The organism is Neorhizobium vignae (assembly GCF_000732195.1).
Taxonomy (GTDB): domain Bacteria; phylum Pseudomonadota; class Alphaproteobacteria; order Rhizobiales; family Rhizobiaceae; genus Neorhizobium; species Neorhizobium vignae.
Genome location: NZ_JNNU01000002.1, coordinates 499,138 through 524,554, shown reverse-complemented (window position 1 = coordinate 524,554; position 25,417 = coordinate 499,138). Strand labels below are relative to the sequence as shown.

Sequence of the window (25,417 nt, the reverse complement as noted above, 5' to 3'; positions counted from 1 at the left end):
GTTGCAACCTTGCTTAGATTGATAATAGATTCGCGGGGAAATGGAAGCATGGTCGAGAACACGGTCGGTGGACGGTACCGCCTGAACAAGAAAATTATTTCCGGCGACCCCGTTCGCGGTATTCCCGACCTTTGGATGGCGCAGGATTCCGGCGATCTTTACTATGTAAAAATCTGGAAGAAACGTGGCGGCGACCATGTTGAAATGAAAGCTCTTTGGAACCGCGAAGTTCGGGCTCTATCCCGTCTGCAAGGCTATCCTGGAGCTGCGCAATTGTTTGTCAGGCTGCAAGACCTCAACTACGATGAGAAGCAATTCTACGCTGTTCTTGATGGCGGCAGACGTGTCTTGCTGTCGGAAGTCCTTCGCGATCGGACGCGATCTCCATGGTTGTCGAACCTTTATGAACTGGGTAGGAGACGACCTCTGTGGGAAGGCCTTTTAAGGGTCGCCGAAGCCCTTTCTCTTCTCCATACAGAAGGCACGCTGCATCGCGCGCTATCGCCGGCGTCAATTTTCGTCGATCCCGACGGCGCGGGCGAGTTTAGGTTGAGCGGTTTCGAATGGTCGCTTCGCGTCGCCGGCACGGATGGCGCGGTTGCCAAGGTCGTTCGCATGTCACAGGTCGTGGCGCCGGAACTCGAGAAGGCAGACGGAGAATACTCCACGGCAACTGACTGGTTCGACTTCGGGCTAGTCGCGGCCGAGTTGTTCGGAGTTTCAGCAAGGACGATCAAGAAACGCGAAGCGATACGTTCCGCCGTCGCCGGCTTGCAAGCGCTGCGTGATGGTGAAAAGAACATAATACTCCGGCTGCTCGAAGAAGATCATGAACATCGCCTTGCATCGTCGAATGAGGTGCTCTCCGAGATCCGGAATCTGATCCGGGACTTGGCGGTCGTCAATGCCGGTTTCGGTCGCAATCTGGTTCTCTCGGTGAGACTCGGTCCGGGAACCAACTTGTCGAAGTCGATCGAAATCAGTTCAGGGAGAACGGCAAAGGCCGACGAACCGTCCAAACAACGGGAATGGATGGAACAGGACCTGCGCGGAGATCCGCGCGTGACCTCAAGGAGCCTTCCGTATCCTCATTTCGTCATTCGCGGAGAAAAGCTTGAATATAAAGTTAAGCCGTGGCGTCTGAGCACGCTTGAGACCTGGGACATCGCCTACTGCGAGTCAATAGAGGCGGTCCCTAGGCCACTGGTGGACGACCAGTATTTCAGTCTGGGTCAGCGTCGCCTTGAGATCATCTCCTATCCTGATGTCAGGAAGACGTACCAGACTATTCGTGACCGAAGCGCTCCGTGGAACAAGGTATTCGCATTCTCCATCAGTAAACGGGAAATCCAACCGCACCTGAAGCTCGTTCACGACTTCTTCCGGGTCACCCAGCAATTGGATACGGTGCTTACCGCGGCCAGAATCTGCCCGGTGCAGGTCCTCGACATCCACCACACTCAGCAGGACACGACCATTGTCGTTACGCCTCGGGAAGAAGCGAGTCGAAACCTGCTGGCACAGCATCTTGGGTTGGCACGCCCGTCGGAGCAGTTGCGGGACTGGTTCAAACTCGGCGCGGAGGTCGTCGGCACGGATGACGACGACGATCCAAATCGTGACACCTACGCCCTTCTTGAACGCAAGACGGTGGACAGCGAAAGCGTGCCGGCGGATTGGAGGTTCTTGCTTTCGAGCTCGGAAGCGGATGGACCGCGCTACATTTTCCGGGCAGCAGGCAATCCCCCTGTGCGGAACTCGCTCATGTACCTTGCCCGAAACCACGGAGGCACGATCGCGCAGATCAAACGGCGGTTCGAGGCGATAGAGGATCTAAGGTCGCACGAGAGCCTTTTGAGGCTTCTAGGCGACCCGCTGGGTGCGAGTCGTCCCAGCGGCGACCAGGAGCCGCAGAGCCGCACCCAGATCGAACTTGACCGATCGAAGGACGAGGCTCTGAAACGGCTGTGGGAAACTCAGCCTTCGTTCGCTCTTCAGGGGCCGCCCGGAACGGGGAAGACCACGCTCATTAAGGCGTTCGCTGATCGCCTTTTCAACGCTGAGACATCGGCTCAGATTCTGGTGACGGCGCATTCGCATCACACCGTCGACGACGTGCGCAAAAAACTTAGCGAACTGTTCATGACGATGGACGAGGACAACAGACCTATACTCCTTCGGCTGGGTCCCAAAGAACCGACCGAGCACGACGTCGCACCGGTCACCCAGTCCATGGTTCGAAGGCTTCAGGGGAGCGAGCTCGCCTCCCGCGTTCCGGACCGCCTGAAGTCAAGGCTTGCTGCGCTCATACCGGAATCCGCCCTTCACGACGAAGCAGCCGATGTCGAGCTGCGCACGATGCAGATGCTCATTCAGGACGCGGCCAACGTAACGTTCACGACGCTGAACTCGCCTGATTTGGCGGACCTCTCGGAAAGGGGCCGCAGATTTGACTGGTCGATCATCGAAGAGGCCGGAAAGGCGCATGGATTTGATATGGCCGTCGCTCTGACCGAAAGCCATAGAATACTTCTGATCGGCGATCACTTCCAGCTTCCCCCATTCAACTCGAAGATTTTCAAGGATCTGCTTGGCGACGCGTTGCGAGTGAAGCGGGCTATAGAAACAGGAGAAGAGTTTGCGCCGAGACTGGTAGACAAGTCGATCGTCGACGACGAGGAGGGAACAGGATCCTTCGAGGAGCGATGCGATCAATGGAGACGAATGGTAGATCTATTCGCTCGGATCTTTCAAAATAGCCTTGATGAATCGGGGTCCCGTGGCCCTGCCGCGACGCTCACAGACCAGCATCGAATGCATCCCGATATCGCGGATCTTGTCGGAAAAGTTTTCTATCCAGCGGACACACCCAGCGAAACCATCCTGTCGTCGCCTCAGGAGACGCACGACAAGTTCGTCGGCGCTCCGCCTTTCACGATAGTAAGGGATTCCTGGTTGCCGGAGCAGCGGATCGTCTGGTGCAATGTTCCCTGGAAACAGAAGGAGGAGGACGCCGAGGGGGAGAGAGACGGCATCTTCGAATCCCCGGCCGAAACGCGCGCCGTTGTCGGCGTGCTGTCGCAAATTCGGGCAAGCGGCGACGCTCCTTGCGAGGTCCAGATCCTCTCACCGTATAACCATCAGCTAGTCGCGATCAGACAGGCGGTCCTTCATGAAAAGAGGACGGGGCTTCTCGAGCACATGTTCCTACCGCCTTTCGATCTCAATCATGGCAAGCGAATGGGAGCGACAGTCGACGAATTTCAAGGCAGCGAGGCGGACGTCGTAATCGTCAGCCTCGTTCGAAACAATCCGCTCGTCCCATGGAAGAGCGTTGGCTTTCTGAAGGAAGCGAACCGAATGAACGTGCTGCTGAGCCGGGCGAAGCAGAAACTGATTATTGTCGGCAGTTGGGACTTCTTCAGCTCTCGTTGTACCGAGCATACCTCGCCCGACGAAGAATACGCGTACATCGGACGCCTGATGAATCGGCTAGCTCAGGCCAGAACCGCCAAACGCCTTGGATGGGTGGAGGCGCCGCGATGAAAATCCTTTACCTGCCCGTCTTTCGGGCTGCCATCGGTTATCAGGTTAGCCTGGGAAGAAGGTGGAGCCTTCTTGATCATATGCTTCTCGTCGAATTGAAGGCAAACCGACGGTCGCTAGCAGACCTTGCATCTTTGGCGAACCTACCACCGAGGTTGGTTATCGAGTCGCTGATCAATCTGCTTCGATCTGGATGGATCGAGGTTCGTTCCAGCGGGGACCAGACATTGTTTGCTGCGACGCCCGTGGGTGTGAAACGCGCCGACGAGGACGAACTACGTCCCGAATTGAGGAGAGAGACCAGATACGCCTCGTTATGCATGGACCGTGTCACCGGGACTTGGCTCCGAACCGACGATCTCGAACTTGTTTATGAACCAGAGCTACCCGAAGACGCCGAAGTCCTCGATCCGATCCACTTCACCTTGAACTACGACGATCCGGGTGTCCGAGATTTGATCTACTTAAATTCGAGCGAAGGTTTCGACGGATTTGTCCCGGCAAACCGAGCGCCATCGCGAACGTTCGCGCGAATTGTCCTGACGTACGACGAGGTTCGCCGTGGATTGCCGAGCTACGCGCCGTTGAAGCTCCGTGCAGAAATCGAAATGGCCGCGTCTCTGATATCGGAGCTTGCGCTCGAGGACGCGGACCTAGATTCGTTCTCCGAGCTTCCCGACGTCGCCCGCGACAACGTGGGGGCGGACAACTTGATTGTAGGCGGCCCGGAACATCTGGCGGCGCTAGAAAGCGCTTTGGCGGCGAGCAAGACCCACATCGTCATCCATTCATGCTTCCTTCACCCGGAGGTCGTCCGACGGTTGCTTCCCGACATCGAACGCGCGGCCAAACGAAAAGTGCGCGTCGATTTGTTATGGGGTCTGCACTCAGATCCCGAAGCCACGGAGAAGCCCCGGCCGATCCAGGAGACCAACCAGGTTCTCGACTCCCTTCCGCCGAATATTCGGGTGCGGGTGCAACTCTCCCCAAATTCGTCGGGCTCCCACGCGAAGGCAATCGTCTTCGATGACCGGACGACGGGGCGGTGGACTACCATCGTGGGGAGTTGCAATTTCCTGTCGTCGTGGTTCACCGCGATCGACGTGTCATTCAAAACGGTCAGCCCGCGATTGACGTCGGAAATCCTAAGTCACCTGATTTCGGCTCAGTTGCCGGCGTCGGGGTCCTGGCCTGCTGTCGTACGGAGATTGAACCACTCTTGGAACGCGGTGAAGCTAGTTTCGCGCCGACACGCGGAGTCTGGAACGCATGCGCTCAACCTGATGTCCGATGGTGACCACTATGCGTGCGTCACGATGGCGCGTGACCGGGCGAGAAACTCGATCGTCGTCGGCTGCGATCTTTTTGGACTGGCGGCCGAAACGTCTGTCCTCGTTCCCATGGAACGTGCAGCCCAGCTCGGCAGGAAACCGCTGATCAGCTACCAGCGCCCGAGCAAAGGACTCGTGGAGAGCGGACGGGCGCCTAGGGCAGAGGAAGTCGAGCGGCGCGGTATCGCGATCCGGCAAGTCCCCGAGCTGCATGGAAAGTTCCTTGCATGGGACAGCGACGCGGTGGCGATAACTAGTTTCAACTGGCTGTCGACCGTTGTTGACGGATCAAGAGCAAAGGGCGCGGAGCTTGGCGTCCTCGTCAACGGAGCCGGTGTCGCTGAACTGCTTCTTACCAAATTGCGAAAACTGGGCGTCGAGACGGAGGTGTCGCTCGGAGACTAGGTTTGCGGCCTCGATGCGGGGCGATGCTATTCGAACGACGGCTATACAGGACCGACCGGAATGGGTGCAGAGTCGCCGAGCGACCCACTTCCCGACCTTTGGCGTCGATTGGGTTCGCGGCTAGCGTCGCACCAAGGCCTCGTGCGCAGAGCCGAAGTTAGTCGGCCTACTGATTCGATTTCCAGACTTTTTGCACCCTGCGGCTCTGTCAAATGCCGTGGGCCTCGGCGGTCCACACTTTTTTCCTTTTTTTTATAAAAAAATTGCACATCATCGAGTCCTTTGTCGATTGCACTGTCGACCAAGGACTCGCGTACGACGGGCCGAAAAATCCTGAAGCCGGTTTCGCTGGAAAAACAGTGCCCCTTAAGGATTCGACGCCGCCGCCTGACGGAGGCCTCTGCTCGACGCCGATCTCTGAACGGGAAGGATTCCAGCATGTTAGGCCGAAGTTGACCCGCCGGCGCGGGATGTGCAGCCTCGTGTGTGCAGGTGGGACACACACGAGCCACCTTGCGTGAAGAGGAAAACTTGCGAGGCACGATGAGCTTTGGAGAACTATCAGACACACTTCCCAATACGTCTGCAGAAGGGCGATCTGGATCGATAGAAGATTGGGCGATCTATGTCGTCGACGAGAGGTCGGATCGCTGGCGCGACCGGATACGTAGCCATAAGGTGAGAGGCCCGCTTCCCAGCGACGGGCTGCTTTCCGCCAATGCCGACCAGTTCGATGTGCTTGTTGCCCAGTTGCGTCTCGGGGCGCTCGTACCGGGTTTTCCGAATAGCTTCTTTAGGATCCTGAAGTCGGCTCGGCTGGTCTTTCAAAATTTGGCCGCGGTCGATCTGTCCGACCACCTGGACTTCCGTCCGGCACTCTATGGTGTCGCCGTAGAGGCAGGTTACATCAAACAGCTAAGTTTCTCTGGCGACGTCATCGACGGCAGACCTGAAGCGGAATTTGAAGGTGTTTTCAGTTGGGAGAATGATAGCGAGTACGCCATCGAGCTTCTGATTCCCTTGGGGGACGGGAGCGTCGGCTTCGTAAGTGGGCTGCCCCTGCTTTCAGATGACGTTCTCGGAAAGATTGTGGTGTTCGTAGGCGGGCGTGACGAAGCGGAGGAGGTACGAGAGGTCATCACTGCTCGCCGAATGCTGCTGGTGAATCATGAATCCGAAGGCCGCTGGCAATGGATTGCTAAATATCTCGACGACGCAATGATCGTGTGGCCTGGAGTTCCGGTCAGCTTACTTGGCGACGAGGATTTCTGCTCGATCGAAGGCCTCCAAGGCTACGTCGAAATGGCCGGCGTCGATCCGCTGCTCGAGCATCGCCTTTCGGGTAAAGCCGCTCGTCTTGCCGGCGAAATCGGTCCGTTCACAAGCGTCACGCAAAAATCGGCCAACGCCGATGAGACGGTGACGTTCCAGACATTCGAAGCCTCGGATCTTATCATCCCCCTTTTTCTTCGGGACGTCGGGCTGGCCGTTCCAGCCCCGTATTGCGCCGATGGAACTGTGTGGATGCTCATGGCTGACGAGCTGCAGCCACTTCTCGAAGACAAGTTCGGCTGCGTCTTCACCGAGCGCTCCTTCGTGCTCAGAAACTAGAGGAACGGTGGCGGAGAGTGGCAACGTCCATCCGATTAACAATGTCGGAAGGAGCGGCTCGCCGAACAATAGTAGCTCGAGAATGACGGAGAAGCCGCTGCGTTCGCGGTCGCGTCGCCTCCGTTCCGTTTGAAACAGCACTACCGAGAGGCGGAGGCAGTCCACAGGGCGGTTTCCCACGTCATTCACGGCTCCTCTCACCTGTAGCTCGTTTAAGAAAGCCACCATGGACGAAAATCTGAACGACGCCTACCAAAGGGCTCCTGACGCTACCGCTATCGTTATCGACGTTCCGGTCCGATTGAAAAGGTTCGGTGGCATCATGGATGTGCCGTTGCCCATTCTTGTGGTCCTAGAGCGAGGAGAGGTCAGCGTTCCATCGGACACATACCGATTTGCCCTCAATAGGGCCGGGGTCGAGAAGTTTGAAGCCCTGCACCGAATGCTCGTTACGGTCCGCTCTCTATATGTCTTCTGGCGGTCATCGGGGTTGTCGATCCGAACCGATGAAGAAGTCGACGTCGTGATTTGGAGCTATCTAGGCTGGCGGCTCACCGGACCACAAAGCGTGGGCTACGAGACGGTACGGATCGAGTTTTCGGACATTCGCACCTACGTCAGATTTTGCCGGAAGCAAGATCTTCTGGACTCGCCGTTCGCTCGGGCCCTGGGGTCTGAGAGCCGACTTTTTGAAACGAGAATGCCGGTTCGTCCGACGGCTGCGTTCCTACAGCATCTCGAAATTCAGCGCGAGAGATTTCTCGAACTTCAGGAGTTGGAGGCTGTCTTCCCTATCGATCTCGGGAAGATCGCGATGCCTTCGACCAGGAAGGCGAAACAGATCATACGGTTCCCCACCGAAAGCCAGATGGACGATCTAATCTTTTCGGAGCCGAACTTGGTTTATCGAGCCATCTATTGCCTTCTTGCCGCCACCGGCCCCCGCCTCTCTGAGGCGCTGCACATGTGGCGTTGCGACGTGCTTCCACCAAGCTACGCCGGAAGGTTCAGCGGTTCGAACGATGGAAACCCGTTCGTGATCTACGCGCATCCCGAGGCGTCAACATGGACGGGCGAGAGCTTCGGTACCAGGGGTGCGCGGTCCCGGAAAGAGGTTCTCGAGTTGGAATATAGCGCGACGTCTCGCCTCTGGAAGCTATCGAAGAAGGAGCGCCTCGGCTGGAAGGGAATGCTGCTGTTCGATCCGCGCGGCTTGTCGTGGGGGTTCTGGGTCGTGGACCGGTACGCCAAGGAGTTCGCACGTCTTCTGCCTTCCATCCACGCCCTTCACGAGGAGCTCAGCACGGACGAAAAGCATCCGTATATCTGGATCAATCCTAGCAACTTGGCCCATCGGGGAAAGCCGATGCGCCAGCAGATGCTTCGGAGAGCGATCGGCGCCGCCTGCGCACGGATCGGCCTCGAACCATTCATCGACGAGGGTGGACACGGACACGGATTCCGTCACTTCACCGGCTGGTACGCCGAAGCGAAGCTCGGGATGTCTCCTTCGGAAAAACAGCTCGTCCTGCGGCATGCCGACGTGCAGTCGCAAGAAGACTACGGGCGCCGGTTGGCGGACATCTTCTCGAAACTTGCATCAGGGAGATAAATAAATGGAAGTCTATTCTGAATCTCACGTGAAGTACTTCGATGAGGATGGAGGATGTACGGTCAACGTCTCCGACCATATCGTACTGCTCGCAAACCCGCAGACGATCGATCTTGAGGCCCTGTGGTGGGAGTTCGACAGGACCGTGCGCCGCGAACTGGGAGCCTTGCTGAAGACGGAATACGGCCAGATAGTCCAGAAGTACGGTCTGCTGAACTTCAACGAAAGGTACGTGGTAGAGCGGCACAACACGCTTCTAGGCCTGTTTCTGCGCGGTAAAGGCAGCAAGCTTCACGTCTTCGAGAACTCGCCCGTCGTAAAAGCTCTGGTGGACCTGAAACTGGTTCACGGCGGGCCGGCGAAAGGCGGACGCTGGCAGAATACGTACTCGGGCGCTATGGGCGATTTCGTTGCGACGTTGCCTAGAGAAACCCAGCTTCAGATCATCGACCGGGTTTTGAACGATGATCTCGACGATGCTATTCGTCTCGGACAGCGCGAGACCCTGGGCATGTCGGATCTGGAGACTACGCTGTTCCTTGGGAGGCCCCGCGCCATCGACGCGCTTAGTAGCCTGGCCGGTTTGATGGAGAGCAACGCCGCACCGGTCGCCAGATCCAAAGGGGTATTCGCCGGAACGGGAACGGGTCGGGCGTACGCGCCGATCTGGTTCGCGCAATTCCTTGCAGCCAGAGGGGTGTGGCTGTTTCCATTGCGGCTCTACGACCGTATACTTGCGTTTTGGCCTTACCACCTCCGGCCGCTTCTGTTGCTGCTTTCCGTCCCTCCGCATTCTCGCGATGTCGCCGACGGCATATTGGCGACCTTTAACCGCGATCTGACGTCCCTGCGCCAGGTCCCGAGCGCGTTCGTCATGGCTGCGCTTTCGAGCACGATGTGGTCGGAGCGCCGGTTCTGCCCCGCGGCACTGTTCCATATGAAGATGCACTACGGAACGGCGGACCAGGGCCGCTCGTCGTCTATCAATCATGTCTACACGGTTCTGGCCGAGGCGTTCGACGTCGACTTTAGAGAGCGCGGAGAGGCGCGGCTGCTGGACGGAAGGAAGCGGGTTTCTTCAATCGAAGCGTTCCGGTGGATCGAACATCCTACGGCGTCCAATCTGAAAAAGGCGTCGCGCATCCTCGGGCGGGACTGGAACGAAATAAAGATCCCGGACCATACGCGGCAGTTGGCTGCGGAGATGCGGGAGCTGCTGCCGACCTTTAAGGTCCAGAACATGCGCGCCGTACGCGACGCGCTCGATTACTTTCTCATCTATTCGATCCTGCTCGGACCCGAACTGCAAATCAGTCGTCTTCGCGACATCACACGCCATCATCACGTTAGGTCGGAGGTCGCACCCCATGAGACGTTCTACGAATTTCTCTTGTCGAGATGTCTCGCCGTTGGATCGGATTCGGCTAGGTCGGCGATGTCGAAAATGCAGGATCTTTGGAAGGCCGGCGCGGCCAGGGGCGGATATGATCAAAATGTTCCATGCCCATTCGACGCCATGTTCGACCGCCTTCCTTCCAAGAAGAAGGAACGGGGCCGCGCAGGGCGGGCGCTTGAGAAGGAGGTTATCGATCTTCTTATCGAAATCAACCGCTCGGGCGGCTGGGCATTCGCCAGAAGTCTTTCAACATCCTATGCCGTCGTACGGAATCCTGACGGTGTTTTCGAGCGCATGTTCTGGCCGTTGGCTCCGCTTGCCTTGGAAGTCTCCCTGCGAACCGGCCATAGGCTGAGAACGGTTCGCTGGCTCGATAGCGGCGAAGGCGACGAGCAAACCTACGATCCCGTAACGATGACGCATAGCCGGAATACGCTTCCGTGTGCGATCGCTGGCCGTGATCAGTTCGCGATCAGATACCTTCGTCTCGACGACGCCAAGCGGACACCTGTCAACGCCATGTACCTGTGCGTCGCCAAAAGCGGGGCGTACGAAAGCGTCTACCTGCCGGAAGAGCTGATCGAACCGATCTGCGAGCTTCGTGATCTTCAGATCCGCTACAACCCCATGAACAAGCCGGTGCCGGCCGTCGACAACAGGGCGAGGACGGCCGAGACGGACGAAGATCTTTTCTCCAACGTGTTCCATCTCTTTCGCTTCCCCGGCATGTTCCAGGACGTCTTGTCGGACGCCAAGATGCGGACCTACTACAAGGCCTTTCTCAAATACGCGCAGCCGATCGTCGCCGAAAGGCTCGGCCGCGACTACCCGTTAGTCGATCTGGAACGCGATCTGGTGCTGACCACCTTCCATGACCATCGCCGAAGCCTAGTGACGAATGGTGAAGAGCGCGGGGTGCCGATCAGCGTGCTGCGGCTGCTCCTCGGTCAGGCCTCCAATGAAGCCGCGAACACCTACAATCGAGTTCGCAGTCGCCGGATCCACGCCATCACGCAGCACGGGACTTACGACGCCGCGTTGATTGAAGGGATCGCGCAGAACCAGCCGGAGGCTCTGACGTCCATACTGGAGCAAGTGGAGGCCGTCGCCGGAGCCGAATCCCCTGCCGCCGTTCGCATGCGCGAGGTCGTCACGGGCAAGCGACCGGCCTTTCTCGATATCTTCATGCATGGCCTTTGTATCGTCGGTGACTGCGCGACCGGAAGGATCAAAGGGGGACATCGAATTCCAGTGTGGCGACCACGCGCCTGCGGGGGATGCATGTACCGTGGCACTGGCTACGCTTTCCGCGCAGGCGTCGTTAATCGCATCAATCTGCTCACGATCGAACTGCGGATGTCCGGAGCCCGTAGCATCGAGTTGAATGAAAGGATCGGGAAGGAGTCCGCCGCGGGTAGACCTGTAAAGGCTCTCGAAAAGGGCCGCGCGACCGAGGAAGGGCTCCGTCGGAACCTGACCGACGAGCTTCGGCTGGAGCAGGACGTCCTTCGGCGCATAGACGCCGCGGCGAAGGCTGCCCGAATCGCCGGCCGCTCGCCGAATAGCGTCGTCATCGCCAACGCCATGTTCGATTTCGACAAGGTCGAGACGGTAGAAAACAGGGTCCACGAATTCGAGTTGCTGCTCTCGGTCATCAGGGACGTCGTGATCATTCCGGCGGCCGCGATCGAGCTGCCGCCCGTAGTTCCTCTCGAAGCCGAGAAGCAGGTGCGCGCAATATTGCGTGCCAACAAGCTGGAAGACGTGATGCACAGGATCCCGGAGAGCGACAAGGTCGAAGCGCTCGTGGCGATAGGCGACATTCTCCTTGATATGTTTGGGGAAGTCGAGGAGTTCCAACGGGTACTCGACGAAAGCCGCACTGGCATTCCACAGCCTGCCATCGAGGCAGTCGCGCATCGAATCCGGGAGGCTGCCGAACGTCCCTCTGGCGCGCTTCTAGGGTCGCTGCGAGGACTGCCTCCCGCGTCTGAGGCCCGCGCATGAGCGAGGAACCCGACGGGCGGTTGTCCGCGCAGATAATGGCGAGGCTTGTACAGGAGGCGAAGGATAACGGCAGCGACAGACGCCTGGGCACGCTCGCCAGGCTCAAGGAGGCCTGCGACGACATCGTTTCCGGTCGCGCGCTCGAACTGGCGAGAAAGAAGGGCTGGCGCACGACGTACTTTCATCCACATCGTCGACTGGTTGCACTCAGCGTGCACGAATACAGGAAGCTGAAGCAGTATCTCTCGCCCCGGTCGGAGCCACCGGGGCCGACGAAGGACACCATCGCCCACGATGAAGGGCTGTCGGACTACCTGCGGGCGCGTGACGGCGAGCGGAATGGAGCCCGGCCTCCCGCGCGAAAGGGCACGCGGGCGCGCAGGATCGACGAAATTCTGTTGGAAAATCTCGACTTCAACGATCAGTCGGCTGTCAGGACGGAACTTGAGGACGGACGGCTGGCCCGACTGCGCTACAACACGCTGGCCGCATTCTTTCACAAGCTTTCGGGCGTCGACCTCCGCGATCGTGAAAACTTCTCCTTCGAGGACGTGGCCGCCGAGATAAGAGGGCAGATCAGCGGCGATGATCGACATGCACTCTCGAGCCTCGTGGCTCGTCTGCACGACGACCGCGTGCTCGCCGGTATGGGCCTGCAGTACGAGCAACACACCGGGAGGGTCATGACGGATCTGGGCGACCTCGTTCTCATCACGGCGGGCGAGATGCGAGTGCTGGTACGCCTGTCCGGTCTCAATCCTGACAGTCTAAAGCCGATCAACTGAAGGACGGTTGCCTATGGCAAGGTTCGAGAGCCTTGGGACGCCGCCGTGGTCTCGAGCCTCAATATGCATTGGACAGTTGTTGAAAGTATTCAATTTTCAGTGGTGGTCTTCGAAAATATCGTCCACATATGCGAGATCGCAACTTGACGGCTGGTAGACGGGTCCTCGACGCCGCCAGGAAGGGCAGGCGTCGGCAGTGGCAACTACATTCATCGTCAGGCGCGGGCGCTTCACGGACGTAAACAGATATTTCGACCTCGTGAGCGAGCATGCCGATCTTGCGACCACCCATATTTCTATCCTGGCTGGCCAAAACGGAAGCGGCAAGAGCCGGATCCTTGCATCTATCGCGAATCTTTTAGGACTGATCTACAACGCGTCTGGATTTCGCAAACCACCAGAATATGAAGGTCGGGGCTTCTGCCGCGGGTTGGACGTCCACGATGGAGAGACCACGGGCAGAGTCGGGCTCGGTACGCTATATCGCGACGACGCGAGAGCACGACTTCCTAGCCGCGTGCTCGCGATTTCCAATCTTGTATCCGATCGTTTCCACTTTCAAAAAACACAGGGTAAAGAGGACTTTTACTTTTATCTCGGAGCGCGCCAGAGCAGCAATTTGATGACGACCGGCGCGGTTGAGCGCGGAGTCGCGGAAGCACTCCTGAACATGGGTGCGGATCGCGCAAGGCTGGCCGCATTTCGTCGCTGGCTTTCTCTGGTTGTCCAAAATGCGGCCGCGGAAATCTGGATCATGTTTCCGAAAGTCTCGATAGGTGAATTGACCGGACTACTGCAGTTGGACGACGTCGAATGGAGTGACCGCGTACGTCAGCGGCTCGGCCGCCGCGCGTCACGCATCGAACCGACGGAAGAGAACGTACGGAGCTACGCGGATCACGTACGCCGGCTGTTCGTAGGGCTGGTCGGTGCGACCGCGCGGATCAGGCATCCAGACAGCAGGAAGTCGACCTTGGCGATTTCGCTGGATGATCTTCCTTATCGGGACGGCGCGTTTTTGGCCGATGAGTTTGGCGATCTTGCTCCTTTCGCCCAGAGACTCGGATTCAACGTGTCGCCATCCGTGTCGTTTGGCGCGCCTTTCGAAATCGAGTTCGGGCACCTCAGTTCAGGCGAGCAGAACATTCTTGCCACCGGATCGAAGCTTATTTCGTACGCCCGTCCCGGATCGCTCGTTCTAATCGACGAACCCGAAGTCAGCCTGAACGTAACGTGGCAGCAACGATATATCGAACTCATTTCGCAGTCGCTGGATCACGCTGAGGGGTGCCACGTACTGGTAGCAACACATTCTCCGCACCTCATCTCCAATTTGCCGAAAGGGCGCGCCAGCGTCGTCACAGTCACAGGAGACGCCGAGGGCGTGGTGCTCGAGGCGGTGGACGCCCGCTTCGAAGGATGGGGCTCCGAAGCCGTTCTCTACCAGGTGCTGGGAATTCCGTCCGCGTCGAGCACGCTTTTCTACGAGGATCTGGCTACGGCTCTCGAACACGTACAGGCCGGAGGCAAGGATGTCGGGTTCCTCGATGCGTTCCTGGGAAAGGCCTCTGCACTGGATCTGGCTGGCGACAAGCCTCTGCAGATCGTCGTGGAAGAGATAAAGGCATATCGACGGAAGATTCGATGATCAGAATACGCGTTCCCGCCTACGACTGGGCGCTTGTCCAGAATCTGTCAAGAAAGGATGATGGCGCGAAACCGACCCTTTGGGAACGGACGACGGGCCGCGTGGGCCGCTTCAAACGCGACGTCACCACGCTCTTGATGGTCCAGCAACGCCGTCGATGTGCCTACTGCCGTTCGTATCTTCATGAGGACTATCCTGCGAGAGACCATGTCGCACCGAAGGCGGTCTATCCGAAGTGGACGTTCCGGCCGGAAAATCTCGTTCTCGCCTGCTATGCTTGCAACACGGACCGGAAGGACACTTACGATCCCATCGAAGTCTGGCATCGTAAATACAGACGCTGCCGCTTCAAAATCGTTCATCCTTACTTCGACGCGCCGGGCGCCCATCTCGACTACTCGATCGGCGGCCTGCGGCAAATTCTGATTGCCGGTATCACGGCAAAAGGCGAGGAGACGATAAGTCGTTTCGAGTTGATGACTCCGGAAAGGGTCAAGGAACGTGCCGCCGACGCCCTTGTCGAAGAGCAGCCGAACCGGCTGCAGAAGCAGTTCCAGAACAATTATCGAGCATTGCTCGCGATGCGTGCACCACTGAAGCCTGCTGCGAGAATTAGGCCGACGCGGCTCTAGGTATTCTGCACTGTGGTACCGTGGCGCAAAGGTTGCCTCGCGCCACGGCGGGCGATGTGAACGAAGGGCGCTCCGCGCTTGTCGGGCGCCCGTTCGAGCTATTCCATTCCAAGGGCGGCCATGTAGGTCTGAAGGATGGACTCCTCCTCGAGGCGCTCGTTGGCGTCCTTCTTGCGCAGGCGAATGATCGTTTTCATCGCCTTCGTATCGTAGCCGCGGCCCTTGGCCTCTCCGAATACGTCCTTGATGTCGTCGGCGATCGTCTGCTTCTCTTCTTCCAGACGTTCGATCCGTTCGATGAACTGGCGTAGTTCGGAAGCGGCGACATTGATGTCTCCGGTCGTTGCGACTTCTTCCATTGTTGTCCCTTCTCTTTTGTCCCTTCGGCCGCTTGCACACACGGCCGGCAACATATATGGTCATTCTAAGTTATTGATTCTACATCAATAACATACGATCTGAGGGGGTTTAGAAGCCCATGCCCTTGGCTTCGCCGTAGACATCCTTGATGTCGTCGGCGATGGTCTTCTTTTCTTCTTCCAGTCGTTCGATACGCTCGATAAATGCGCGAAGCTGGTCGCGGGCGACGCCATGAGCATCAGACATCGGGGCCTCCTGATCGTGTAGATTTCAATGAATGGTCGTCAACTGCCGAAAAGCCGCCGCGAGGTCAAGCCCAATCGGCAAATCGATCAGCCATGGGCCGGCTTGTTGACGTCGAATGCGGCTTTTTGTGCATTCGAGGCTTCCGCCTGATGCAGATTTTTCCAATCCTCGTAGGGCATGCCGTAGACGATCTCGCGGGATGCGTCCTTGGAGAGATCGACGCCGGCATCGCTGGCGGCATCGCGATACCAGTTCGACAGGCAGTTGCGGCAGAAGCCGGCAAGGTTCATCAGATCGATATTCTGAACGTCGGTGCGCTCGCGCAGATGCTGGACAAGGCGGCGGAAGGCGGCCGCCTCGAATTCGGTCTGCTGTTCTTTCGTGAGTTCGCTCATGGGCGCACCTCCTGGTGTCGTGTCACACCGGATAGGGGCCGGTGCGCGAGGGAAAAATCCTGTATTCATGCAATGTGGGGTCGGCGTTGAGTGTCTTGAAGACCGGCGCCAGCCTTTCCGCCCAGGCGGCGATGCCGGTCTCGTCGCCGATCAGGTCCTGGCGGACCTCGAGAAGCGCGTGCGGGGTTCCCGACACCATGCAGTGCCGGTACATCGTGTCGCCTTTAAGCGCCCCGTCATAGGGCTCGTTGTCGCCGACGACGATGTCGCCCGGTTCGTCGAGCAGGCGGAGGAGCGGCGTCACGGCGCGGTCGTCGCTGTCCCACAGCACCGCCGCATGCCAGGGGCGGGCGACGCCTTTCCAGAACGGCGTGAAGGAATGCAGCGACAGGACGAGCGGCGCGCGGCCCGACGCACCTGCCTTGGCGATCGTGCGCTCGACGGCGCGGTGATAGGGCCGGTGATAGGTGTCGAGGCGGAAATCCCACTCCTCCTGCGTGATCGGATGATTGCCGGGAATGATCGCTCCGTCGGAAATCTTCATGATCAGGGTCGGATCGTCCTCGCCGCGGTTCGGATCGATCAGCAGGCGCGAAAAGCAGCCGAGCACTGCCGGCACGTTCAACATCGCCGCCAAGCGGCGGGTGAGCTGCTCGATGCCGATGTCGAAGGCGATATGGCGGTGAAAGGCGCTCGCCGGCAGGCCGAGGCTGCCGTAGCGGGCGGGCAGGCGGTTCATGGCATGGTCGGCGAGCAGCACCATGCCGCTGTCATAATCGCCTTCTATGATCTCGAAAGGAATGAAGTCCTGCATCGCCATCGGAAATGAAACGGTTTCGAAAGGTCGGTCGGAAGACGGGTGTTGATGGCATGGGGAAAGCCGCGACGCAAGCCGTGTTGGGGCGACGATCAGCTTGGATTGAGCGCATGAGACGGACTAATCGATTAGAGTTACGTTGACTTTCCGACTCCGCCGCGCGAAGAAAGTGCTTCACGAATAACCATGGAGTCCTGACGGAAACCGTGTCGAAAAAATCCCCCAAAGCCACTCTTCGCTCCCTCGTTTCCGCTTCGGCGCTTGCCGCCATGGTCGCCTTCGGCGTTCCGCTTTTGGCGGCGACCGTCGCGCATGCGGATTTCCGTGTCTGCAACGCCACGCAGAACCTCGTCGGCGTGGCGATCGGCTATCGCGCCACGGAGGGCTGGACCACCGAAGGCTGGTGGCAGGTTCCGGCCTCCACCTGCGCGACGCTGATCGAGGGCGAACTGCAGTCGCGTTATTATTATCTCTATGCCGAGGACGCGGCCCGGGGCGGCCGCTGGACCGGCAATGTGAACATGTGCGTCGCGGAGAACGAGTTCAAAGTCGTCGGCGTCAATGACTGTTTTGCCCGTGGCTTCCAGCGCATGGGCTTCAAGGAATACGATACGGGCCGTCAGGGAAGCTGGATGGTCCAGCTTTCGGACACGCCTGGCACACAAGAAGGCCACAACTGATGAGGCGCAACCGCAAAGTAAAGATCCTCGCCACCCTCGGGCCGGCTTCGTCCGAAGAGGCGATGATCCAGAAGCTGCATGAAGCGGGGGCTGATCTCTTCCGCATCAACATGAGCCATGCGAGCCACGACCTGATGCGCACGCTGATCACGCGCATCCGCTCCGTCGAGGCGCGCTGCGGCCGGCCGATTGGCATTCTCGCCGACCTTCAGGGCCCGAAGCTCCGCGTCGGCAAGTTTGCAGCGGGCAAGGTGACGCTCACTCCGGGGCAGACCTTCACGCTCGACAACCGCGACGAACCAGGCGACGAGACCCGCGTATTCCTGCCGCATCCGGAAATCCTGGAAGCCGTGAAAGTGGGCCATCGCCTGCTGATCGACGACGGCAAGCTGGCGCTGAAGGCCGAGAAGGCCGATGGCAAGAGCATCGTCTGCAAGGTCGTCGCCGGCACCAGCATTTCCGACCGCAAGGGCGTCAGCCTGCCCGATACGCTGCTCGGCGTCGGCGCGCTGACCGAAAAGGACCGTATCGACCTCGACGCGGTTCTCGCGACCGACGATGTCGACTGGGTGGCGCTTTCCTTCGTCCAGCGCCCCGATGACCTTGCCGAAGTGCGCAAGATCGCCCGCGGTCGCGTCGGCATCATGTCGAAGATCGAGAAGCCCCAGGCGCTGGAGCGCATCGACGAGATCATCGAGCTTTCCGATGCCGTCATGGTGGCGCGCGGCGACCTTGGCGTCGAAATGCCGATCGAAGCCGTTCCGGGAATCCAGAAGCAGCTGACGCGCTTGTGTCGGCGCGCCGGCAAGCCGGTCGTGGTCGCAACCCAGATGCTGGAATCGATGATCACCGCGCCGGTTCCGACCCGCGCCGAGGTCTCGGACGTGTCGATCGCCGTTTTCGAAGGCGCCGATGCGATCATGCTCTCGGCCGAATCGGCTTCCGGCCAGTATCCGGTCGAGGCGGTGTCGATGATGGCGTCGATCGCCAGCACGGTCGAGCAGGATCCGCTTTATCCGAGCATCATCTATGCACAGCGCGCGACGCCCGAGGCGACCGGTGCGGACGCCATCTCGCTTGCCGCCCGCCAGATCGCAGAAACCCTGAAACTGTCGGCCATCGTCACCTATACCTCGTCGGGCACGACGGGCCTGCGCGCATCCCGCGAACGTCCGGAGGTGCCGATCATCGCGCTGTCGCCGATCGTCCAGACGGCACGCCGGCTTTCGGTCGGCTGGGGCATGCATTGCGTCGTCACCCATGACGCGACGGACCTCGACGACATGGTCAACCGCGCCTGCCGCATCGTCGTGTCGGAAGGCTTCGGCAAGCCCGGCGACCGGATCATCATCTCGGCCGGCGTTCCGCTCGGCACGCCCGGCGCCACCAACATGCTGCGCATCGCCTATATCGGCTCAGACGGCCAGAGCGGCATCTGAGACGCAACGCCCCGACAAACGAAAACCGCCGGAGCGATCCGGCGGTTTTTTGTTGTGCGCAGTTTCGATGATGGGCCGTCAGACGGTGATGCTGACTGTCGGCATGGCGGAGACCGTGCCGGTCAGCGTGTTCACCGAAGCGTCGAGGCTCTGGGTGCCGGGTACGGTGGCGGTGTTGTTCTGCTCGCGCAGCCTGCGGGCCGCCTCTTCCAGAAGTGCCTTGATCTGGCGGGCGACGGTGCTGAATTCCACCGCCGTCCTGATGTCGTCCAGCGACAGTTTTGGCGCCTCCAGCGGCGTCTCGTCCATTTCGTCGAGATAGGCTTGCTCGGCATAGGAGACCGGCTTGTCATCCTCTGTCGGCTCGTCAGCGGCGCTATCGGCGGCTGCGGCCTGTTCGCCGGCATTCAGGATCGGATCCGACGTCGCTGCACTGAGCGGGGCGTTGGCGGAGGGCATGGCGCCGCTGCCGCTCCCGGTCAGCGCCTCGGTGAATTCGCGGGCAGCGCCGGCAACGACGACGCCGAGCTGGGCCGCCTGCCTGGCGATCACTTGCGGATCCAACCCCCAGCGGCGCATGAACTCGAGCTGCTGCTTGGCGTCATCGAGCTTCTGCTTGGCGCGGGCCTTTGCCTGTTCGTCCGCCTCGTCGCTCGCCTTCTTCAGCGAGGTCAGGCCATGGACGAGGCGATCGTAGGGCTCATCCTTGGGGCCGGATGGACCGGACGACGCGGCTGTTGCAGCATCCGTCGAGGCCGACGCTCCGTCCTGCTTCGCAGGCCGAGCCGGGTGGTTACTGCCAATGCTGCCGATCTGCATCTCGTCTCTCCGATTCCGTGTGGCCGGAGGTTGGGACGGTCAGCTTGCTTCGGGCTGGCGTCGTCCGAGCAAGGCTCAGGTTTTCTCGATCGAGAGATCCATCTCGGGAGCCGAGTCTTCCGCGGCCGGCGCGATGCGCGCTTCCGCGATGTGGGCGGCGGCCTTCAGGTCGCGGGGGAGGCCGGCGAGTTTTTCGATTGCCGCAATCGCCACATCGATCGCCAGATAATCCGGCTTGTGGCCGAGATTGCGGATGGAGACGAGTTCGGACCCGGCGATATCGCGGGCAAGGCCGCGCGAATGGATTTCTTCCGCGACGATCGCATCGCTGTCGCCGGTGATGATCACCGTCGGCGCAGCAATCTCCGTATATCGCGGCGCGACGCGCGTCACGTAGCCGTTGAGGTTGGCGACGTCGATGGCGTTGCTGCGAAACACGTTCGGGCGCAGGACCAGATATGGCGCGCCGTCGCGAAGATAGGTCTCGGGACAGGGGTTGGGATGGAAGACCGAGCGCGTGGCGGCCTTCATCACCATGAGGCCGGCCGGCAGGGCGAGAAGATGGCTGAACAGCCGGCCGATGACCGGGCGGGCGGTGAGATTGTAGTACCAGTCGATCCGACCGGGCCAGGGATGGGTGGCTGGCGCCAGAAACAGCAGACCGGCGGTCTTCTCCGGATGGTAGAGGCCGAAGCTCGCGGCAATCGCGCCGCCGAAGGAATGGCCTGATATGATCGCCTTGTCGATGCCGCGCTTTTCCATCAACCTTGCGATCGCCGCCGCCTGGCCGTCCGGGAAATCGTTTTCAGGGCCGCCGCGCTCGGAATACCCGTGGCCCGGCCGGTCGACGAAGAGCATTTCGGCGCGGCCTTCGAGCGCCTTGCGGAAGGCCGCCTCCTGATCGCGTAAATTGCCGCTCGCCCCATGAATGAAGACGATCGCCGGGAGATCGGCGCCGGCAGGCTTCGGCACATGCAGCGAATTCAAGGAAAAGCCGCCAACGTCGATCAGTTCGCCGGTATTCGGAAATTCGGTCTCGATCGCCTTCGCCTTCCAGGCGGTGAAGCAAAACGCGGCGGCAACAATGCCGGCGATGGCAAGGGGCAAGATCATCATGGATGGGCTGCCGTAGGGCTTCAGGTCCGGTTGCCGGCGAGCTTCTCGGAAAGCTTGGTGACGGCTTCCTGAGCGTCGCGGTCGGCGGGGTAGACGGCGAGATAGTCCTGCCATGCCTTCAGCGCCAGATCGTCCTTGCCGGCTTCGCTGAGGATGCCGGCCATGCCGGCCAGGGCTCCGAAATGGCGCGGCTCGCGCTTCAGCACTTCGGCGATGTCGGCCATGGATTTGCGCGGATTGCCCATCGTGTAATGCAGCGTGGCGCGACGGTTCCAGCCTTCGGCAAAGGCGGGATCGAGCACGGTCACCTGGTCCAGGAAATCGAGCGCCGCGGCGTTGCGCTTTTCCTTGATGGCGGTCGCAGACCACTGCATCAGCAGGTTGACGGTGGCGCTGCCCGAGTCGTTGAGGTCGGCGATGATCTGGCTGGCGATGCCGCGTGCCTTTTCCGGATTGCGTTCGCGCTTCAGGGCGTCGAACAACGGATCCACGGGCTTGCCCGGTTTCTGGGCGACAGCCGGAATGACCGGGGCGGCGGCAGGGGGGGCTGCGGGCGGCTTGGGCGTCGCTGTCTGGGCGTGAGCGGACGAAGCGGCGAGGCTCGCGGCGAGAATCAGGGTGCTGAAACGAAAATAGCGCATGCGGATAAGGTAATCCGCCTGCGCTGAAGGTCAAACCCGATTTGTCGTGTTATCGACAATTTGATCGGCTGCGGTCGAGGCCGAAGCCGATTGCCTGTATCAGCCCTGACGAGCCTTGAAGCGCGGGTTCTGCTTGTTGATGATGTAAACGCGGCCCTTGCGGCGAACCAGACGGTTATCGCGGTGACGAGCCTTCAGCGCCTTAAGCGAGTTCTTGATCTTCATTTTCCTGGTCCAGCAGTCTGTGGGCTCGAAGCCGCATGTCTATCAATCAAAAGCGCGCCGCCAAGATTCTTCGAGGGGGCACGCTCTCAGTTGGGCGTGCAGATAACCCGAGGCAATCTGCGTGTCAACCTTGTGACGGCGTTTTCAGGCCGTTCAATTCGGTCACATGGCCCATTTTCCGGCCCGGTCGGGATTCCGTCTTGCCATAGAGGTGGACGAGGACGTCTTTCCTCAGAAGCCAGGCCGGCACGTCCAGAATATCGTCGCCGATCAGGTTGGTCATCACGCAGTCGGAATGGCGGTGCGGGTTGCCGAGAGTAAGCCCTGCGACAGCGCGGATATGCTGTTCGAACTGAGAGATGACGCAGGCGGCCTCCGTCCAGTGGCCGGAATTGTGGACGCGCGGGGCGATTTCGTTGGCGATCAGCGTGCCATCCGCCATCACGAAGAACTCCATGCCGATGACGCCGACATAATCGAGCGCGGCGAGCAGCTTCTCGGCCGATTCGCGGGCGGTCTTCGCCGTCGCCTTAGAGATCCTCGCGGGCAGGGTGGATGTGTGGAGAATGCCGTTGCGGTGGACGTTCTCGGCCGGATCGTAGCAGGCGACCGTGCCGTCCCTGGCGCGGGCGGCGATGATCGACACTTCACGCTCGAAGGGCACGAAGCTTTCGAGAATCAGCGGCACGCCGCCGAGCGCATCATAGGCGCCGGCGGGTTTGTCGTCGGCGGAGCGGAAGACGCGCTGGCCCTTGCCGTCATAACCCATCCGGCGGGTCTTCAGGACGCCCTGGCCGCCGAAATCTGCGAGTGCCGTTTCGAGGTCGGACTGGCTGTCGACGGCATGGAATCGGGCGGTGTCGATGCCGCAGGAATTCAGGAAGCGCTTTTCGGTCAGCCGGTCCTGCGACACATCGAGCGCCTTGGCCGGCGGATAGACCGGCACCGAGCGCTGCAGCGCCTCGGCAGCAGTGACCGGCACGTTCTCGAATTCGTAGGTGACGACCTCGCAGCGGCTGGCGAGTTCGGCAAGCGCTGCCGGATCGTCGTAGGCGGCGGTGATCTGGGCGTTGGCGACCTGGGCTGCCGGGCAGTCGGCCTGCGGTTCGAGCACGATCGTCCGAAAATTCAGCCGGGCTGCGGCCATGGCCAGCATGCGGCCGAGCTGGCCGCCGCCGATAATGCCGATCGTGTGGACAGTCATGGAGCCTCGTCGATTGGATAGTCGGCAACGGCCGCACTCTGTCGGGCGCGCCATTCGTCGAGCCGGTCGGCGATTTCGTCGTCGTTGAGGGCGAGAACCGCGGCTGCCAGCAGCGCGGCGTTGATGGCGCCGGCCCGGCCGATCGCAAGCGTGCCGACCGGAATGCCGGCCGGCATCTGGACGATCGACAGCAGGCTGTCCTGGCCGGACAGCGCCTTCGATTGAACCGGCACGCCGAAAACCGGAAGCGGGGTCATGGCGGCAGTCATGCCGGGCAGGTGGGCCGCACCGCCGGCGCCGGCGATGATGACCTGGAAACCTTCGGCACGGGCGCCCTTGGCGAACTGCATCATCCGCTCCGGCGTGCGATGCGCCGATATGATACGGGCTTCGTAGCCGATATCGAGCGCCTCCAGCGTGTCGGCGGCGTTCTTCATGGTCTCCCAGTCGGACTGGCTGCCCATGATGATGGCGACGGCAGGTCTTTCAGACATGGCGGGACCCTTACGCGATGATGTCCGGAACAATCTGGTCTTCGAGCTGAGTCATCTTGTCTTTCAGCGACAGTTTCTTCTTCTTCATGCGCTGCACGCGAAGAGCGTCGCAGCCGACCTGGATCATGGCGTTAATGGCGGCGTCGTAATCCTCGTGTTCCTGTCGAAGTTTCGCAAGCACCAGCCGGACATCCGCCTGTTCCTGATCTGCCATATTCCAGTCCCCATTCTCACGCCCGGCATTTCAGCGGTCGCCGGCATTCTCCGCAAGCCTCTACCACCAAACCGCGTTAACGGGAAGTTAGACAAGGTCACGAATTTGCCCACTTGAAACCATGATTTCACCTTCGACAAAGCCGGCCGATCGTGTCACACTTCCTTCGTAAACCTGAAGCCTCGGCATTAGGGAATGCCGTGGTAGGTGACTAAGGAAGGAACATGCCACATGACCGTCCAGGCTCATATCGCATCGCTTGAAAAGAAGCACGGTGCTTTGGAGGAGGAGCTCCAGACCGTTCTAGCGTCCCCCTCCGCCGACGACCGTGAAATAGCCGAACTCAAGCGGCGCAAGCTGCGCATCAAGGACCAAATGCAGCGCCTAAAGGCATCTACGCGTCATTAGTTCCTCAGTAGGAGAACCCCGCCGCTCGCCCGGTTTTTTCATCAGTCAGAGGCGAATAATAAAAGCGGCAAACCAATAATCCAGAAATAACAATGACAAGGTTCTGGTCGTGGAAGGGAGCCAAAATTCCCACGGTTTAAAAACCGGTCGTCACGACCAGAACTGATCCAGCCACAGGTTCAGCCTGTCGAAGCCCTTGCTGTTGACGGAATAGATGCGCCGCGTGCCTTCCGCCGTCACATTCACCAGATTGTTATCCAGAAGAGCCTTCAAATGCTGCGACACCGCAGGCCTGCTGATCGGCAGTCCTTGCGCAAGTTCGTTCACGGTTTTCGGGGCGCGCCGCAATTCCTCCAGCAGATACCGCCGGTTGGGATCAGCTATGGCTGCAAAGGGGTCAACGCTTGTCATGCGTTGAACTTACGGTAAACGCTCGGTAACGGCAAGATTTATTGTGCATCGCAATAATGTTGCTCGCCTTATTTTGCGCTGCTTTTTTAGCTGCTCCGCGTTTGCTTTGCCGGGTCAGAACGGCAGGCCGTCCCACAACAGTTTCAATCCCGCGCAGAATGCCAGACCGTAAGTCATCGGATAGAAGGTCTCCGCCTTCAGATGCTTGACGACGGCCGCGCCGATCATGGTCGCAATCAGGGCCACGGGCAGAAGGGTTGCGGAGATGGTGAGGTTCTCCGCGTCGAGTGCGCCGAGGAAGAAGTAGGGGATGACCTTGACCGCATTGACGATCGCGAAGAAGCGGATGCTGGCGCCGGTATAGGCTTTCGGATCGAGCCGTATCGGCAGGACGTAGATCTGGAACGGCGGCCCGCCGGCATGGGCGACGAAGCTCGCGTAACCGGACAAGGCGCCCCAGAAGGTGGCGGCGCCCGGGCGGTGCGGCAGGGGAGCCCTCGGCTGGTTGGATCGGGGGCTGTATACCTGCCAGAAGTAACGCACGGTAAACAGGAGCGTCGCCACGGCGATGACGAGGCGCAGCGCATTGTCGGAGACATAGGCCGAAGTCGCCCAGCCGAGCGCGATGCCGATGATGCCGCCGGGCAGGATCATCAGCAGCGTCTTGCGGTCGTTGAAGTTCCGCCAGGACCATAACGCGACGATATCCATGACGATCAGGATCGGCAGGAAGATCGCCGCCGCCTTGACCGGATCGACAGCGAGCGACATCAGCGGCACGCCGAGTAGCCCGATTGCGCCGCCGATGCCTCCTTTCGAGAGGCCGACAAGCAGAACGGCGGGGATGGCGAAGGTGAAGAACGCGAGGCTAAGCGTATCGGGCATGAAGACTCGGGGGCGATGAGGGAATGGTTGATCCGGCAGGCCGTCCGGTCTATCGAATTTGCGGACAGAAAACGAGTGCGGATTTTCACA

At 60.0% G+C, this 25,417-nt stretch carries 23 protein-coding genes and 1 pseudogene; 11 read left to right on the top strand and 13 right to left on the bottom strand.

The window, feature by feature from the left end; all coding sequences use genetic code 11:
• Window positions 1-48 precede the first annotated feature (48 nt).
• From GQ59_RS02765 to GQ59_RS02730, 8 genes are all read left to right on the top strand, one after another.
• Window positions 49-3,546: an AAA domain-containing protein gene (locus tag GQ59_RS02765; protein WP_037077128.1), complete on the top strand. Its 3,498-nt coding sequence runs from the start codon at window positions 49-51 to the stop codon at window positions 3,544-3,546.
• Window positions 3,543-5,282: a phospholipase D-like domain-containing protein gene (locus GQ59_RS02760; protein WP_051903747.1), complete on the top strand. Its 1,740-nt coding sequence runs from the start codon at window positions 3,543-3,545 to the stop codon at window positions 5,280-5,282. Before GQ59_RS02765 ends, GQ59_RS02760 begins: the two co-directional genes overlap by 4 nt.
• A gap of 513 nt (window positions 5,283-5,795) precedes the next feature.
• Entirely contained in the window at window positions 5,796-6,893 is a 1,098-nt protein-coding gene (locus GQ59_RS02755) for a hypothetical protein (protein WP_152564192.1), read from the top strand.
• 226 nt (window positions 6,894-7,119) lie between these two features.
• Complete coding sequence (locus GQ59_RS02750) at window positions 7,120-8,505, top strand: site-specific integrase (protein ID WP_037077124.1); 1,386 nt, start codon at window positions 7,120-7,122, stop codon at window positions 8,503-8,505.
• A 4-nt stretch (window positions 8,506-8,509) separates the two neighbouring features.
• Complete coding sequence (locus GQ59_RS02745; RefSeq protein WP_037077122.1) at window positions 8,510-11,908, top strand: VPA1269 family protein; 3,399 nt, start codon at window positions 8,510-8,512, stop codon at window positions 11,906-11,908.
• Window positions 11,905-12,693, top strand: a complete 789-nt coding sequence (locus tag GQ59_RS02740; RefSeq protein ID WP_037077121.1) for a hypothetical protein — start codon at window positions 11,905-11,907, stop codon at window positions 12,691-12,693. Before GQ59_RS02745 ends, GQ59_RS02740 begins: the two co-directional genes overlap by 4 nt.
• Window positions 12,694-12,889: 196 nt before the next feature.
• A complete protein-coding gene (locus GQ59_RS02735; RefSeq protein ID WP_037077119.1) occupies window positions 12,890-14,341 on the top strand; it encodes an AAA family ATPase in 1,452 nt (483 codons plus the stop codon).
• On the top strand, window positions 14,338-14,973 hold the full coding sequence (locus tag GQ59_RS02730; RefSeq protein ID WP_037077117.1) for an HNH endonuclease: 636 nt from the start codon (window positions 14,338-14,340) through the stop codon (window positions 14,971-14,973). Before GQ59_RS02735 ends, GQ59_RS02730 begins: the two co-directional genes overlap by 4 nt.
• 98 nt (window positions 14,974-15,071) lie before the next feature.
• On the opposite strand, the gene GQ59_RS02725 is transcribed toward GQ59_RS02730, so the two are convergent.
• From GQ59_RS02725 to GQ59_RS02715, 4 genes and pseudogenes are all read right to left on the bottom strand, one after another.
• Window positions 15,072-15,332: a DUF2312 domain-containing protein gene (locus GQ59_RS02725; RefSeq protein ID WP_037077115.1), complete on the bottom strand. Its 261-nt coding sequence runs from the start codon at window positions 15,330-15,332 to the stop codon at window positions 15,072-15,074.
• Window positions 15,333-15,444: 112 nt separating this feature from the next.
• Window positions 15,445-15,579, bottom strand: a pseudogene (locus GQ59_RS30880) (GapR family DNA-binding domain-containing protein); the annotation flags it as partial.
• 86 nt (window positions 15,580-15,665) lie between these two features.
• A complete protein-coding gene (locus tag GQ59_RS02720; protein ID WP_037077114.1) occupies window positions 15,666-15,974 on the bottom strand; it encodes a DUF1244 domain-containing protein in 309 nt (102 codons plus the stop codon).
• Window positions 15,975-15,996: 22 nt separating this feature from the next.
• Window positions 15,997-16,788, bottom strand: a complete 792-nt coding sequence (locus GQ59_RS02715) for an N-formylglutamate amidohydrolase (RefSeq protein WP_037078126.1) — start codon at window positions 16,786-16,788, stop codon at window positions 15,997-15,999.
• A gap of 209 nt (window positions 16,789-16,997) precedes the next feature.
• Between GQ59_RS02715 and GQ59_RS02710 the strand changes: the two genes are divergently transcribed.
• Both GQ59_RS02710 and pyk read left to right on the top strand, forming a co-directional pair.
• Window positions 16,998-17,471 carry a DUF1036 domain-containing protein gene (locus GQ59_RS02710; RefSeq protein WP_037077113.1) on the top strand — a complete coding sequence of 158 codons (474 nt, stop codon included), beginning with the start codon at window positions 16,998-17,000 and terminating at the stop codon, window positions 17,469-17,471.
• On the top strand, window positions 17,471-18,910 hold the full coding sequence (gene pyk / locus GQ59_RS02705) for a pyruvate kinase (RefSeq protein WP_037077112.1): 1,440 nt from the start codon (window positions 17,471-17,473) through the stop codon (window positions 18,908-18,910). The genes GQ59_RS02710 and pyk overlap by 1 nt, the downstream gene beginning before the upstream one ends.
• A 78-nt stretch (window positions 18,911-18,988) precedes the next feature.
• Here pyk and GQ59_RS02700 read toward each other — a convergent pair whose 3' ends face one another.
• The 7 genes from GQ59_RS02700 to GQ59_RS02670 form a co-directional block, all read right to left on the bottom strand.
• Window positions 18,989-19,729 carry a hypothetical protein gene (locus tag GQ59_RS02700; protein WP_037077111.1) on the bottom strand — a complete coding sequence of 247 codons (741 nt, stop codon included), beginning with the start codon at window positions 19,727-19,729 and terminating at the stop codon, window positions 18,989-18,991.
• Window positions 19,730-19,804: 75 nt separating this feature from the next.
• A complete protein-coding gene (locus GQ59_RS02695) occupies window positions 19,805-20,845 on the bottom strand; it encodes an alpha/beta fold hydrolase (protein WP_037077109.1) in 1,041 nt (346 codons plus the stop codon).
• Between the two features lie 20 nt (window positions 20,846-20,865).
• On the bottom strand, window positions 20,866-21,486 hold the full coding sequence (locus GQ59_RS02690) for a hypothetical protein (RefSeq protein WP_037077107.1): 621 nt from the start codon (window positions 21,484-21,486) through the stop codon (window positions 20,866-20,868).
• A gap of 99 nt (window positions 21,487-21,585) precedes the next feature.
• A complete protein-coding gene (gene ykgO, locus GQ59_RS02685) occupies window positions 21,586-21,711 on the bottom strand; it encodes a type B 50S ribosomal protein L36 (RefSeq protein WP_003497670.1) in 126 nt (41 codons plus the stop codon).
• A gap of 124 nt (window positions 21,712-21,835) precedes the next feature.
• The gene (locus GQ59_RS02680; RefSeq protein ID WP_037077105.1) at window positions 21,836-22,915 is read right to left on the bottom strand and encodes a 5-(carboxyamino)imidazole ribonucleotide synthase; all 1,080 of its coding nucleotides are present in this window, start codon (window positions 22,913-22,915) and stop codon (window positions 21,836-21,838) included.
• Window positions 22,912-23,409: a 5-(carboxyamino)imidazole ribonucleotide mutase gene (gene purE / locus GQ59_RS02675; RefSeq protein WP_007757842.1), complete on the bottom strand. Its 498-nt coding sequence runs from the start codon at window positions 23,407-23,409 to the stop codon at window positions 22,912-22,914. Before purE ends, GQ59_RS02680 begins: the two co-directional genes overlap by 4 nt.
• A 10-nt stretch (window positions 23,410-23,419) precedes the next feature.
• Window positions 23,420-23,623, bottom strand: coding sequence for a YdcH family protein (locus tag GQ59_RS02670; protein WP_037077103.1), 204 nt, complete (start codon window positions 23,621-23,623; stop codon window positions 23,420-23,422).
• A 231-nt stretch (window positions 23,624-23,854) separates the two neighbouring features.
• Between GQ59_RS02670 and GQ59_RS30875 the strand changes: the two genes are divergently transcribed.
• The gene (locus GQ59_RS30875) at window positions 23,855-24,031 is read left to right on the top strand and encodes a YdcH family protein (RefSeq protein ID WP_037077101.1); all 177 of its coding nucleotides are present in this window, start codon (window positions 23,855-23,857) and stop codon (window positions 24,029-24,031) included.
• Between the two features lie 150 nt (window positions 24,032-24,181).
• Here the strand turns inward: GQ59_RS30875 and GQ59_RS02660 are convergent, their stop codons facing one another.
• Together GQ59_RS02660 and GQ59_RS02655 are read right to left on the bottom strand one after the other, a co-directional pair.
• Window positions 24,182-24,442 (bottom strand): ArsR/SmtB family transcription factor, encoded by a 261-nt coding sequence (locus tag GQ59_RS02660; RefSeq protein WP_037077099.1) that lies wholly within the window; start codon window positions 24,440-24,442, stop codon window positions 24,182-24,184.
• A 114-nt stretch (window positions 24,443-24,556) separates the two neighbouring features.
• On the bottom strand, window positions 24,557-25,327 hold the full coding sequence (locus GQ59_RS02655) for a sulfite exporter TauE/SafE family protein (RefSeq protein WP_037077097.1): 771 nt from the start codon (window positions 25,325-25,327) through the stop codon (window positions 24,557-24,559).
• Window positions 25,328-25,417: the final 90 nt, after the last annotated feature.